Origin of the sequence: Variovorax sp. RO1 (genome assembly GCF_002849325.1) — a bacterium.
In the GTDB taxonomy this organism is placed as follows: Bacteria; Pseudomonadota; Gammaproteobacteria; order Burkholderiales; family Burkholderiaceae_C; genus Variovorax.
The window spans coordinates 137,245-152,185 of the sequence record NZ_PKMT01000004.1 but is presented as its reverse complement, the minus strand read 5'-3'; the positions used below and the strand labels follow the sequence as shown (position 1 = coordinate 152,185).

2 protein-coding genes are annotated in these 14,941 nt (G+C 68.5%); both read right to left on the bottom strand.

Annotated features, from left to right (window positions below; genetic code table 11):
* Positions 1–2: 2 nt before the first annotated feature.
* A complete protein-coding gene (locus CY658_RS20970; RefSeq protein WP_143713732.1) occupies positions 3–7,169 on the bottom strand; it encodes a prealbumin-like fold domain-containing protein in 7,167 nt (2,388 codons plus the stop codon).
* An 11-nt stretch (positions 7,170–7,180) separates the two neighbouring features.
* The gene (locus tag CY658_RS20965; protein WP_257884953.1) at positions 7,181–14,812 is read right to left on the bottom strand and encodes an OmpA family protein; all 7,632 of its coding nucleotides are present in this window, start codon (positions 14,810–14,812) and stop codon (positions 7,181–7,183) included.
* Positions 14,813–14,941 lie beyond the last annotated feature (129 nt).

Here is a 14,941-nt window from a genome sequence, read left to right as displayed (position 1 = left end):
CGTCAGTCGACCTTCAGCTGGAACAGCACGAAGCCCGTGCCGCCCGGCTCGACCGTGCCGGTGAAGCGCCAGTCGATCGCGCCCGTGCCGCCTGCGGGTTGAACCGTGGTGCAGGCCACCGCACCGGCAGGCGGTGCATTCGCCGGCGTGTTCTTCACACAGCCCGTCAGCGACGCCGGCGTGGTGCCTGTCGTCGCGCTCACGAAGGTCGTGTAGCCCGGCGTCATGTCGTTCACGACCATGCTGCGGATCGGTGCGTCGCCGTTGTTGGTGTAGGTGATGCGGTACTCGAGCGTCTCGCCCGACTTGGCCTGGTTGTTCACGCCGAAGGTGCCGCTTTGCGTGATGTTGCGCACTTCCTTCTTCAGCTCCAGCGCCACGCCCGACACCGTGGTGAGGTCGTCGAGCGTGAAGCTGCCGCTGAGCGATGGGCTCGCGTTGGTGTAGGTGAAGTCGGCGCGGATCGTCGCCTTGTTGCTCGAGCCCAAGGGCGCGGTCGCGGGGATGAACTCCTGCACGATCACGCAGACCTTGCCCGCGAACACCACGGGCGTGGCCGCCGCGCTCGGCGGGTACAGCTGCGCTGCGCCAGCCTGCAGGCTGCCGGTGCAACCCACGTCCGCAAAGATCTTCGTCGTCCAGCCGGTGATCGGCGGCGTGGCCGTCTCGCTCGCCACACTGAAACGCACCTGCCCAGCAGTGCCGGCCGTGAAGGTGTGGGCGTAGGTCACGGTGCTGCCCGGCAGGCCGGTCTTGGCGCCGTCGGTGGCGAAAGCGCTGTTGTCGACGTCGCCGAAGTTCAAGTTGCTGTGGCCCGTGCCGTTCCAGCTGAAGGCGATGCGGTCCGGCGTGCCGGTGCGCGTGTAGGTGTACGTGCCACCGGCTGCTGCGACGGCAGAGCCTGACGGCAACGCGACGCTGCCCACCGACGCGCCCGTCGACACGCGCGTGCCGGGGTTGGTCTCTTCCACGCACATCGCAGAGCCCGTGGCCGTGCCGGCCGGCACGCTCAGGCTGTAGCCGCCCGATGCGTCCGTCAGCGCGCTCGCGTACACGGTCGCGCCGCAGTTGGTCAGCCGCACGCTCACGCCCGACAACGGGCCTTCACCGCCGTTGACGATGCCGTCGTTGGCCGTGCCGCTGCCCACGCCGTTGTCCAGGAACACGCGACCGCTCACGATCGCCGCGAGCGTGTTGGTGAAGGTACAGACCACGGCCGCGCCGTTCGTCAGCCCGGCCGCGGGCAGCGTGATGGTGCCCGCCACGAGATCGACCGCAGCGGTCGCCCCACCCGCGAGGCCCGTGCAGGTCGCGCCCGAGAACGCGAAGCCGCCGGACATCGAGGCCGCGACTTCGGTCAGCACCGTCTGCGTGTTCGCCGTGGTCAGCGTCTTGATCGTGCCGACCACCGTCGAGCCCGACACCGAGACGTTGATGCTGTCCGAACCGAAGCCGTTGGTGCCGCTGAACGCGAAGATGCCCGTGCCGCCCAACGCCTGCTTGCGGATCTGCACCGTCGGCAGGCGGTTGTTGCTGTAGGTACAGACGATGGCTTTGCCGGCATCACCCGCGCCGATCACCAGCGTGTTGCTGGCCTGGCCGTTGGTGCCGCTGAGTGCGTTGGCCGTGGCGCCGCCATCGGCGGTACACGACAGCACGCTCGTGTAGTTCGCCAGCGTGCCCGTGGTCATCGTTTCCGCGGGGAAGGTGATGGTGTTGCCGACCGCCGCCACCACCGCCGCGCCGCTGTTGCCGGCCGTGGGCGCGGTCGCGGTGAACAGCGCCGTGTTGTTGGTTCCGCCCGTGGTCGCGCCGATGCTGGCGACGTTGCCCGTCTCGCTGTTCGCGCCCCAGGCCTTGCGCACCTGCAGGGTGACGGTCTTCTTCGCGTTCGTGTAGGTACACACGATGGCCTTGCCGGCATCGGCTGCGGCGATCGCCAGCGTGTTGCTCACCTGGCCGTTGGTGCCGCTCAGCGGATTGGTCGTGGCGCCGCCGTCGGCGGTACACGCGAGCACCGTGCTGTAGCTGGCGATAGAGCCCGTGGTCATCGTCTCGGCGGGCAGCGTGAGCGTGCCGCCGACGACCATCGACACCGCCGTGCCGCTGTTGCCAGCGGTGGGGGCGGTCGCGGTGAACAGGGTCGTGTTGCTGCTGCCGCCCGAGGTGGCGCCGATGCTGGCCACATCGCCGCTCGTGCTGTCCGCGCTCCAGGCCTTGCGCAGTTGCACGGTGACGGTCTTCGGCGTGTTGGTGTAGGTGCAGACGATGGCCTTGCCGGCGTCGCCTGCACCGACCAGCAGCGTGTTGCTCACCTGCCCGTTGGTGCCGCTCAGCGTGTTGGCCGTGGCGCCGCCGCCAGCGGTACACGCGAGCACGGTGTTGTAGTTGGCGAGCGTGCCCGGCGCCATCGTCTCGGCCGGCAGCGTGATCGTGTTGCCTGCCTGCACGCTCACCGCCGTGCCGCTGTTGGCACCCGTGGGTGCCGTCGCGGTGAAGGCCGTGGTGTTGTTCGATCCGCCCGTGCTCGCGGCGATGCTCGCCACGTTGCCCGTGATGCTGCTGGGGTTCCAGGCCTTCGCCAGTTGCAGCGTGGCCGTCTTCGGCGTGTTCGTGTAGGTACAGGTGATGGCCTTACCCGCATCGCCCGCGCCGACCAGCAGCGTGTTGCTCGCCTGCCCGTTGGTGCCGCTCAGCATGTTCGCCGTGGCGCCGCCATCGGCGGTACACGACAGCACGGTGGTGTAGTTCGCCAGCGTGCCCGTGGTCATCGTCTCGGCCGGGAACGTGAGCGTGTCGCCTGCGCCCACCGACACCGCAGTGCCGCTGGTGCCGGCCGTCGGCGCCGTCGCCGTGAACGCGGTGGTGTTGCTCGTGCCGCCCGTGGTCGCGCCGATGCTCGCCACGTTGCCCGTGGTGCTGCCTGTGCTCCAGGCCTTGAACAGCTGCAGCGTCCCGGTCTTGCGCGTGTTGGTGTAGCCGCAGTTCACCGCGCTGTCCGACGGCATGGTGAAGGTGCGGCTCAGGCCGCTGCCGGTCACCGTCACCGTGCTGCCGTCCGACACCTTGGTACAGGCCAGCGTCGTGGTGTAGTTGGCCGCGCTGCCCGTCGTGAAGGCTTCGGCCAGCGTCACCGTGGCGCCGCTGGCCGCGGTGGCCGTGGCGTTGGTGGTGGTGGCCGGCGCGGTCGACGTGCCGGCGGTCGCGCCCGTCACCTCGGCAGCGCTGCCGCTGACCGTCAGGTTGACCCTGTCGCCGGCGATGGCGCCGCTCCAGCTCTTGGTCAACGTCACCGCCGCGGTCTTGCGCGTGTTGGTGTAGGTACAGACGATGGCCGTGTCGGCCGCGCCGATCGTCAGCGTGCTGCCCGACAAGCCGCTGGTGCCGGTACAGCTCAGCGCGCTCGTGTAGTTGGCGGCGCTGCCGGTCGTGAAGCTCTCGGCCAGCGTGATGACGCTGCCCACCGGAACGGCCAGCGCGGTGCCGTTGTCGGTCTCGGTGGTCGTGTTGGCCACGGAGGCCAGCGTGGTCAGGCCCGTGCCAGTGACGCTCACCGCGTCATTGACGATCGCGCCCGACCAGGTCTTGGCCAGCGTGACGTTCGCGGTCTTCGCGGTGTTGGTGATCTCGCAAATGATCGGCAGGCCGGCATCGGCGTTGCCCAGGGTCAGCAGGTTGCCGCTGAGCGAACCGCCGCCGGTGCAGCTCCAGGCGCTGGCCGTGTACGAGCCTGCGTTGGTGCCGAACGGCGTCTCCGACAGAGTGACCGTGTCGCCCACCGCCACGCGCTGTGCGCCGCCGATGTCGGTCTCGTTGGGCGTGTTGGCCGTCGCCTGCAGGTTGAAGGCATAGCCGATGTTGTGGTTCGGGTGAACCGTGCCCGAAGCAGTCAGCGTGAAGGCATCGTTGACCAGCGCGTTGACCCACTTCTTGCGCAGCGCCACCGTCGGCGCCTTGGCGTTGGTAACGGTACAGACGATGTTCGACCCCGCCGCTGTGGCCGCGGCATCCAGCGTGAACTGGTTCTTGTTTTGCGCGGTCCCGCGCGTCACCGTGCCGCCGCTGCCCATGCCCGTGCACGAGACGTCGGTGATCACGTAGTCGGGCACGCCCGTGGCCGGCGTGTAGGTTTCGGTGACCGTGGTCGCCGCGCCCGGCGTGGTCAGCGTCTGCAGCGGCCCGTTGACGGCCGTGCCGGCCACGGTGGTGGTAATGGTGTGCGCGGCCACGCCGTTGGTGCCCGTGAAGTCGAAGCCGGCCACACCGCCGAGCGAGCGCTTGGCGATGGTCAGGGTCGAGGGCTTGCCGGTGTTGGCGTAGGTACAGACGATGGCCTTTCCCGCATCGGCCGCGCCGATCAGCAGCGTGTTGCTCGCCTGCCCATTGGTGCCGCTCGGCGCATTGGCCGTGGGCCCGCCATTGGCCGTGCACGACAGCGCCGTGGTGTAGCTCGCGAGCGTGCCCGTGGGCATCGTCTCTGCGGGCAGCGTGACGGTGTTGCCCGCGACCACGTTCACGGCGGTGCCGCTGGTGCCGGCCGTCGGCGCCGTGGCGGTGAACGCCGTGGTGTTGCTCGCGCCGCCCGTGCTCGCGCCGATGCTGGCCACGTTGCCGCTGATGCTGCCGGCGCCCCAGGACTTCGCCAGTTGCAGCGTCGCCGGCTTCGCCGTGTTGGTGTAGGTGCAGAGGATCAGCTTGCCCGTGTCGGCCGCGCCGATCAGCAGCGTGTTGGTGTTCTGTCCGTTGGTGCCGCTCAGCGTGTTGGCCGTGGCGCCGCCACCGGCCGTGCAGGCCAGCACCGTGTTGTAGTTGGCCAGTGTGCCCGTCGGCATCGTCTCCGCGGGGAAGGTGATGGTGTTGCCCGCAACCACGGTCACGGCCGTGCCGCTGTTGCCGGCCGTCGGCGCTGTTGCCGTGAAGGCGGCGGTGTTGTTGGCGCCGCCCGACGACACGCCCAGGCTCGCCACATTGCCCGTGATGCTGTTCGCACCCCACGCCTTGGCGATCTGCAAGGTCGCCGGCTTCGGCGTGTTGGTGTAGGTACAGACGATCGCCTTGCCGGCGTCGGCCGCACCGACCACCAGCGTGTTGGTGGTCTGCCCGTTGGTGCCGCTCAGCGTGTTGGCCGTGGTGCTGCCATCTGCGGTACACGCCAGCACGGTGTTGTAGTTCGCCAGCGTGCCCGTGGTCAGGGTCTCGGCCGGCAGCGTGATCGTGTTGCCCGTGGCCACGGTCACGGCCGTGCCGCTGGTCGCCGCCGAGGGCGCCGTCGCCGTGAACGCCGCGGTGTTGTTCGTGCCGCCCGACGACACGCCGATGCTCGCCACGTTGCCCGTGAGGCTGTTCGCGCCCCACGCCTTGGCCAGTTGCAGCGTGGAGGTCTTCGGCGTGTTCCTGTAGGTACAGACGATGGCCTTGTTCTCGTCGGCCGCACCGATCACCAGCGTATTGGTGGCTTGCCCGTTGGTGCCGCTCAGCGTGTTGGCCGTCGGCCCGCCACCAGCGGTACACGACAACACGGTCGTGTAGTTCGCCAGTGCGCCCGAGCTCATGGTTTCCGCCGGGAACGTGATCGTGTTGCCGGCCGCGACGGTCACGGTCGTGCTGGTGTTGGCCGTCGGTGCGGTCGATGCGAACGCCGTGGTGTTGGCCGCCCCGCCCGTGGTCGCGCCGATGTTCGCCACATTGCCCGTCACGCTGGTGGGGTTCCAGGACTTGGCCAGTTGCAAGGTCGCGGTCTTGCGCGTGTTGGTGTAGGTACAGACGATGTCTTTGCCGATGTCGCCGAGGGCGATCGTCAGCGTGTTCGATACCTGTCCGTTGGTGCCGCTGAGCGTGCTGGCCATGGTGCCGCTGTTCACGGTGCACGAGAGCACCGTGTTGTAGTTCGCGAGCGTGCCGGTGGTCAGTGTTTCGGCGGGCAGCGTGATGACGTTGCCGATGTTCACGCCCACGGGCGTGCCGCTGTTGCCGGCCGTCGGTGCCGTCGCAGTGAAGGTCGCGGTGTTGCTGGCGCCGAAGAAGTTGCTGCCGCCCGTGGTGGCCACAATGCGCGCCACGTCACCGGCGTTGCTGCCGGCCGACCAGGCCTTCGCGAGTTGCAGCGTGACCACGTTGAACTGGATGACCACGAGACCGTTGCCGCCGGTGTCCCCGGTCAACGAGCTGCGCGACCCGCCCACGCCGACACCCGCCTGGTAGGGCGCACCCGTGTTGCCCGGATTGGAGTTCGCCGAGTAGCTGCCGTTGGCCCCTGCAGTGAGCACGCCGCCAGTGACGCCCGTGCCGATGAAGCCCGAGCCGCCACCGCCCGGTCCGTTGTAGGAACACAGGGCCGTGCTGGGGTTGGGCGTGTTGCTGCACTGGGCCATGCCGCCGCCGCCGCCGAACCAGCCGCCGCCACCGCCACCGCCGCCTTCGTACTGGACAGCGGTCCCCCCAGAAGCTGAACACCCGGTGCCGCCCTGCAAGGCGCTGCCTGCGGAACCGCCCGGGCACGCCGTCCCCGCAGTCGTCGGGGTTCCGATCGCGCCGCCGGCGGACTGGGTACCGCCCCGCCCGCCCGTGCCGGTGGACGATCCGCCGCTGGTACCGCCGCCGCCGCCCGGCACCGGGCTGCCGACGTCGGTCCAGAAGGCGCTGCCGCCGCCACCGCCTGCGACCAGTCGTGCGGCGGCTGTCGAAAATTCCGTGCTGCCGCTCCACAGCGCACTCATGCCGCCGCCCGATGAGCCGGCGACGCCTGCGTTCGCGCCTGCGCCGCCGCCACCGCCGCGGCCGTAGGTCGCGCCGGTGCCCCCGTTGCGCCCGCCCTGCCCCACCGTCACCGCCATGGCGGTGCCCGGTGTGAGCGACACGGTCCCGTCGGCGAAGCCACCGGCGCCACCGTTGGCCGAATTGCCGCCTGCCGTCAGCGAGCCACCACCGCCTGCGCCCCACATCGTGACGCGCGCCGACGACACGCCCGCCGGCACCGTGAAGGCCTGTGCCGCGCCCGAATGGGTGAAGGCCACGCAGGTGTTGAAGCCGGCCTGCGGCGTACATGAGGTGACTGCAGCCTGCGCGCCCGTCATGGCGAGCAGCCACAACGCCGCCGTGGCGAACACGCCTTTCAACATGCCGCCAAGCACCGCCATCCCGCCCGCGTCGTTTCTCGTTCTGCTTTGCATCATGGTCTCGTTCAGCGGGGTTCTTGCGCGGCGGCGGCGATCACGACCCAGCGGCTCTTGGCGCTGCGGTCATCACCTGCGACGGGCTGCGTGTCTTCTTTGGTGTCGGTGCGCAGGCGCAGCACATCCACGCCGTGTCCGATGAGATAGCTGCGCACCGCGTTGGTCCGCTGCGCGATCAGCTGCTGGCGGTCGTCGGCGCTGCCTTGCGCATCGGCGTGGCTGATGTGGATCACCACCTGCGCCTCGGTCGCCTTGATCTGCGCGGCCAGCGTGTTCAGTGCGTCATGCGCCTGCGGCTTGATGAAGGACTTCGAGGGCTCGAACAGCGCTTCGGCCTGCAGCACGGTGCGCGCCGGCAGCGGTGCGACTTCGATCGCTGCCACCTTCTCTGCCTTCGCAGCCTTGGCCGTGTTCACATCCGCCCCCGTCGAAGCAAACCCCAGATGCGTCTCATCGAACTTGAAGCGCAGGCGCACATACGCACCCTTGCTCGTGTACTCGTTGGCGGTGAGATCGCGGTCGTTCAACCCCACGAAGTTGTAGCCCGCCGACACCCACATGTTCTTCTGCACCTGGTAGCCCACTTCCACGCCCAGCGTCTTCTGCAGCGCCCCGCCCTTGCCGTACAGCAAGCCCGCCTGCACCCCGAAGTCCCAGTCCTGGTTGAGGTCCTGCGTGTAGCGCGCCTGCACCAGATGCGCCCAGTACTTGCTGGCGAGCATTCCATCGTCCGCGCGGCTGAGCTTGAAGGCGTAGCGCGCCATCACTGCCTTGCCCGGCTCGGGGTTGTAGTTCACATGCGCCGAGACGATGTCTGCACTTGTCTTGCCCGGCAGGCTCGCGCCGTTGTCGGCGCCGAAGACGCTGCTGCCCTGCAGGGAGCCTGCCGCATTGCCCGCACCCACCACGTTCTCGGAGCGGCGCTCGTAGCGCGCCAGTGCGTTCCAGGTGTCGTTGTCCACCGGCCGGTAGGCAATGCCGATCTGGTGGCGCTGCAGATGACGCTCGTTGCCCGCGTTGGCCCCTTGGCCCTCGCTGTCGCTCACGATGCTGCGCGCCAGCAGGCTCCAGGAGGCATCGAGCTTGACGCCGAATCCTGCACTGAACAGGCGCGTGTTCGCGTCGTCGCCGCGGCGGGCTTCATAGACCCCCGAGGCCTTGATCCGGTCGGTGATGTACTCGACGCCGCTGGTGATCGCGGTCGATTCGCCCAGGCCACCCGCGTAGCCCGTGCCGGTGTTCTTGCTGTTGCTGTAGCCGCTCATGTCGCGCGTGTGCTCGATGCCCCCGGTCACGCGGATCTGCTCGTTGATCTTGAAGGTGTTGCGCACCCCGATGGCCGCCTGCACCCCGCGCCCCTCGGCACCGTCGGCGATGCGGTACTCGTTGTAGACGCGCCCGCCTTCCATGTAGTTGCTCTCGATGCCGACGATGCCCGTGTTGTTGCGCTGCGTGCTGTCCAGCTCGTAGGGGCCGTTCAAGGTCGAGATCAGCTCGTAGCGACCATAGACGCGGGTCTTGTCGGTGATGGCGTAGTTGCCGCCGATGGCCAGCACGTGGCGCTTGCCGTCCTTGATGTCCTGCTCGCCTTCGACGAACACCTGCGCACCGGCCACGCCGGGCACTTCGGTGGACAGGCGGCCTCGCACCGTGGTCTGGCTCTGGGTGTCCACGCCGGCTGCGGCTGCTGCGGCCCCGAGCGTGGTCACGCTGTTGGCGCCGATGCTGCTGCCCATCTGGCCGTTGTAGGTGGAGATCTGCCCGTAGTCGAAGCCCGAGCTCGAACCCAGCGCGTTGTTGCTCTGACCATGGCGCAGGCCCACCTCGGCGACCGTCTTGTCGCTGAGCTTCTTCTGCACGCTCACGGTGGCGCCCTTGCGCTCATCGACTTGCGCCGCATCCTTGCTGTAGAGCGCCTCGCCGCGCACGGCCAGGGTCGGGTCGACACGGTACTCGGCGCGCGCCGAGACCTCGGCGTGCCCGGCCGAGAAGCTCGCACCGGGGTTGTCGAAACGGGTGCTGGTCTTGGCCGCCAGGGCCACCACGGCGAGCTTCTCGTCCTGGTAGCGCGCTTCCGCACGCACACCGTGGCCGTTGCCCTTCTCGTCGGAGTCGGTCTTGACCATCTCGCCGGCGACGCTGGTGTTCTGGCCGATGCGCGCCACGCCCGTGAGCGCCATCAGCCTGCGCTTGTTCTGCGGGTTCTCGTCGGTAGAGGCCACCACGCCCAGCTGCAGACGGTCGTCGATCTTCACTTGCACGTCGGTGCCGGCCACGGTGAACTTGGGGCCGCCCGAGTCGACTTCGTAGGTGACGCGGATCGACTGCGGGTTCAGGTTCGCATCGATGGACGCGATGGCGTGCGTGAAGAGAACGCGGCGCGTCAGCGGCTCCACCGTGTAGTCCACGAAGCGCGCCACGGCCGTGCGCTGCAGCACGATGTTGGGCTGGTTGCGGTCGCGCACCACGATCTCGATCTGCTCGCTGTTGTCCACGAACTCGCCGTTGCTGACGCTCAGGTAGTACGGGCCCGAGGTGCCCACGGCGCGGAATTCCTCTACCTGCTGGGTCTGCGCGGTGCGCGAGACATAGCTGGTGGCGCGCACGTTCTCGTCTTCGTACACGTGCTTCAGGCCCGTGAGCGAGCGGTTGCTCTGGCTCAGGTTGCGCACCTCGGTGCTGCTGGCGGTGGTGAAGTCGCCGTACAGAAGGTACGAGCGGTTCTTGTCGATGCGCACGTAGAGCTTTTGCGTGCTCTGAGCGTCGAAGCCCTTGACCGCGGAGTCGCCGTAGATGGGATAGAACTCGTCGGGGCGGATGTCGCGGAACAGGCGATCCTTGCGGGTCTTGTCGGAGTCGAAGGCGGCCGTGAGCAGGTACTCGCCCTTGACCGTGCCCTTGAAGAAGAAGGCGGCGCGACCCGCAGCGCGGCTGTTCGTGCCCTCGTCCTTGAGGCCAGTCAGTTCAGCTTCGAACGCGGCACCTGCGGGCATCGCGCCGATCGGCAGCTTGCCGCGCTTGGTGAAGTCCAGCACGCCTTCGACGATGCCCACGCCGATCATGGGGCGCATCTCGGGCAGCAGCGCCAGGCGCACTTCCTTGACGAAGGTGCCGGCGCTCACGCGCAGGCGCGCATCGCCGGGTTCGCCCGGGGGCATCAGCTGGAACTCGGCCGCACCACCGTCCATGAAGACCTGGGTGCCCGGCTCGGTGGGGTTCAGGTCTTCGGCCATCCAGCGGCCACGGTCGCTCTCCAGCGTGAGCTGGGTGCGGGCGGTGACGGGCACGCCGGCTGCATCGATCAGGCGCACCTTGACGACGACAGGCGTGCGCAGGTCGGCGCGGGCCACTTCGGGCAGGTCGACTTCGATGGCGCCGAGTTTGTCGGGGGCGATGACGGTGATCTCGTCGGCCGAGGAACGTACGTTGCCGAAGCCGTCGACGGCTTCGAGCTTGAGGGTGTTGACACCGGGGCGCAGGGCCACGCCGATGTATTCCCAGGCAGCGATGTTCTTGGAAGCCAGTTGCGTCTTCTTGCCGACGCGGCGTTCTTCCAGAGCCGTTCCGTTGACGCTCAGGCGCAGGCTGGTGCCTGCAGTGCCCTTGACGCGCACGTTGATCGACTGGCCGGCGACGGTGTCGCGGTCCTTCAGGCCGATGAAGGCCAGGGTGTTGTTCTCCAGCTGGGGCAGCAGGGTCTCGAGTTCGATCGGGCTGGGAGCTGCTTGAGGGAGCAGCGGGTTGGTGCGCGGTTCGAGCATCGCGCCGCCCATGCCGATCGGGCGCATGGCTTGGGAGCCGACGCCAGTTGCCGAACTGCCCGTGGGCGAAGACGACAAGCCCGAGGTGGGCAGACCGCTCAGCGGCGAGAACAGGCTGCCAGTGGGAATCGCAGGCACGGTTCCATCCAGCGGCGCTGCTGGTTGCACGCCCAGCGTGCCGCCCATGCTGCCGCCACCGCCACTGACAAAGCTGCTGGCATTGGCCGGGGCCACGGGCAGTGCGATCAGCGGTGCAGAGGTGGTCTGCACGGCGCCCGTGCTGCCGCTGGCCAATGCCTGGCCGGTGGCCGGCAGGCCACGCACGTCGCCCACAGGCACAACCTTGCCTTCGGGGTCCAGGCGCAGGCGCACTTGCGCTTCGGCCTCGGTGTCGGGGCGCGCAGCGATGGCGGCGCGGCGGGCGGCCACTTCGGCGATGACGCGCTTGTCTTCGCAGTTGGTGATGACGAAGTTGGCCTTGTGGAACTCACCCTTCTTCAGATCGACGAAGCGGCTCTCGGGGGTACCCGAGTTGCGGTTGTCGAGCACCTCGAGCTTGGCTCCGAGGGGCAGCGTGGTCTGGTCCAGACGCAGCACGTGCGTCACGGGCTTCAGGCCGTACAGGCTCCACTTGCCTTCGATGTCGGTGACGACGTGGGTGCCGTCTTCCATGTACAGGCGCACGCCGGGCACGCCGATCTCGTCGGTGCCTTCCTGGCGGCCGTCGCGCTTGGGACCCTGGTCGGTGTCGCGCTTGCAGTCCAGATAGACCTTGCCGAAGGCAAACGCATCGTCGGAGAACACACCGCCGGTCACACGCACGGTCCAGTTGGCCAGGTTCGACTGGATCGGGCCCGAAGTAGCACGTGCGCGGTTGATGGCGTCGCCGTTGGTGGGCGCGCCCACGCCGATGCGCACGCGGTAGCGCACCATGGCCGACTGGTCGGGGGCCACCACCAGCGCGGGGTAGTTGAAGATCAATCCCGGGCCGGCGCCGCCGGCCGGGTTGGGCACCACTTGCCCATTCAGGCGCACGCTGTTGGCCACGTACGCGAAGCCCGGGGGCAGCGTGTCGTTGAAGGTGACGCCGGTGACGGGGAAGCCGGTCTTGTTGGTGACCGTGAGTGCGTAGTCGATGAAGTCGCCGAACTCGACTTGCCGCTTGCTGCCGTCCTTGCGCAGCACCAGGCCCAGGATGTTGCCCGGATCGAGCGGGATGTGGTTGTGCACGGCATCGCAGGGCGTGCCATCGGGCTTGGCACCGGCCTGCACCTGGAAGTAATAGCTGGTCGGGTCGGCGTCCTTCGGGGGCACGGCGCTGGGCACGACGGCGCCGCAGCTGCTGAACGAACCGCCGGTCACGGGGATCAGCTGCGAGGGGTAGACGTAGCCGCTGCCTGCCGGGGGCGTGACCGAGATGCCGTACGTGCACAGGCCGGTCACCGGCGGCGACTGCAGGTAGAACTGGTAGGCGCCATCGGCGCCCGTGGTCATCGAGATGCTGCCGTTGGGGTTGAGCGTGTAGGTGCCCGAGTCCGCGCCGTAGATCTCTGCGGCGGTGATGGGGCCGGCCGTGCCGCTGCTGCAGGACTGGCGCGTGTAGGTGACCAGCGCGCCGGCCACGGGTTGACGGGTCAACGCGTTGTAGACCGTGCCCTGCGGATCGACCAGCAACGACTGCACCGAGGTGGCCGTGGCGGCCAGCAGCATCGTCGGGGTGACGTTGACGGTGTTCTGCTCGAAGGCGGCGGCCCAGGCCTTGTTGGTGAGCGAGACGCGCCCGCCGATGGCCGATGCCTTCTCGGTGACGCGCACGCTCAAACGGATCTGCTCGCTCTGGCCGGGGGCCAATGCACGACTTCCATCCGTCAGGCTCAGCGCCACTTCGGTGGGCAGCTGGAAGGGGTCGGCGCTGTCTTGGGTACTTCTGTTGCAGGTGGCGCGGCCGGTGAAGCCGGTGGCGGCGTTGAGGTTGCCGTTGGCGCTCTTGGGCGGGCCCAGCAGTTCCCAGGAGGCAACCTGGCCACTGCTCTTGTCCATGTCGAAGGTGCAGTTCAGGTTGTCGATCACGCGCACGTTGGGTGCGACAACCGCGCCGGTGTTGGTGACCTTGAAGGTGTAGTCCAGCTCGTAGACGCCAGGCGACACGCGACGGGCGATGGAGGCCTGCTTGGTCAGCGTGAGCGTGGGCAGCTGCGTGGACACCGGCGTGGGCGAGGTGTCGTTGTTGGGGTTACCGTCGCCGTCTGCGTCGGGGTTGTCGCCGTTGACGGAGTCGTCCAGGGCCACTGCAGGACCGCCGGCATTCAATGCACCCGAGGCCTTGACGGTGTTGAACAAGGTGCCGGTGCGGCCGGTGAAGTTGATGCGGGCATCGAACTGCACCGTGAGTTGTGCGCCCGCGGGCAGCACGGCGCCGTCGGCCAGCAGGTTCGAGGCAGCGGACGTGCCCTTGAAGGCGGGGTTGGCCGCAGCAACCGTACCGCCGCTGGGTGCGGGCGCAATCACGATCGAGCCGGGCACGATGGTGTATTGATTCGCACCGGGCACTGCGGCTGCGGTGTAGGCACCGAACTGCGTGGCGCCTGCGCCTTCCATCACGTCGGCGGCCTGCACGCCGTACAGCCAGGAGGTGCCGTAGTTGCGCACGTTGACGCTGAAGCGCACGGTGGCGGTGCCGTCGGTCTTGCCGTCGGCGCTGCGGTTCACACGCGGGGTCGAGGCGGCCTTGGCCACGCCGATGCGAGCCTGGCTGGAGCTGATGACGATGGTGTTGGAGGGCACGGTGGCCGGGCCTGTGCCGTCGTTGTAGGCACTGTGCGCGGTGTTGCGGATCTCACCGACCTGGTCGGCGTTGACCTTGACGGCGAACTGCATCGCGATGGACACGTTGCGCGCCACGGGCGTGGAGATGCCGATGGCCACTTCGACAGCAGAAGCATCTTCTGCGGTGCGGTAGCTGAACGCGGGGTCGGCGGCCAGGCGGTACAGCTTGACGGCGTTGGCGGCGGTGGTGCGCAGGGTGCCGGGCACGTACTGGGTGCCGGCGGGCACGGGGTCGCGCACGAGGACGAGAGCAGAAGGCGCGCCGTTGACCAGCAGCGGCGTGTTGGTCGGGGCGATGACATTGGACGGCTGTGCGTCCTGCGCGCCGATGTTGGTGCCCGAGACGGAGAAGTCGATGCGCGTCTGGCCGGGGATGACGTTGCCGGGGTAGCTGGCGGACTTGACGAGCTGCAGTGCGGCGGCGTTGCCGATGGTGACGGTGTCGCGGTTGGTGGCGACGAGGCCTTGCAGTGCGGTGGTGGCGGTCAGGCCCACGCAGGCGACGCCCGTCGCAGCCATGGGGATCGTGCCCTGCACGAGCAGTGCAGCGGTCTCGCCGGGCTTGAGAGAAATGGCACCTGCCGCGTTGAGTTGCACGACCGGATCGGCCGGATCGACCACGCCGTTGTTGTTGGTGTCGCGCACCACGCGCAGTGCAGACAGATCGAGCGTGTCGGCCGTGCAACCTGCGGCGTTGTTGGCCAGCGCGAGTGTGTAGGTCGAAGCGACGTTGCCGGTGTTGGTCAGCAAATGGCTCAGCGTGACGATGCTCGCCGGCGGGCGCGACAGCGACTGGTCCTGCGTGAGCACCAGAGCCTCCACCGGCAGCACCGTGGCGATCACTTCGTTGGACGAGATGGTCTCGGTCTGCGCCAGGCCGTTGGGAACGTACGTGCCCGTGGCGATGCTGCGGATCACGATGCCGGCGGGTGCCGGTGCGGCGTTCGCTTGCGTGGCAGCGCCGAGCAGCAGCGCAGCGCCCGCCACGAGTGCACCCATCCATCCGCGCCATGAGCGCAGGCGTGTGCCTTCGGGATTGAAAGTGAACTGCATGCCGCGAAACCCTTGATCGATCACCGCGTGGGGATCAGAAGAAACGAAAGAACTTTTTCGTTTGCGCCCTCGCCTCGAGAACGAGAGAAGGCGCAAAGGAAAAACGCACAGGCTTTCGCAGGCCCTGTG

What these genes read in the sequence shown, in the direction of transcription:
- CY658_RS20970 (WP_143713732.1), bottom strand. Translation starts at nt 7,169, where the DNA reads ATGCAAAGCAGAACGAGAAACGACGCGGGCGGGATGGCGGTGCTTGGC.
- CY658_RS20965 (WP_257884953.1), bottom strand. Translation starts at nt 14,812, where the DNA reads ATGCAGTTCACTTTCAATCCCGAAGGCACACGCCTGCGCTCATGGCGC.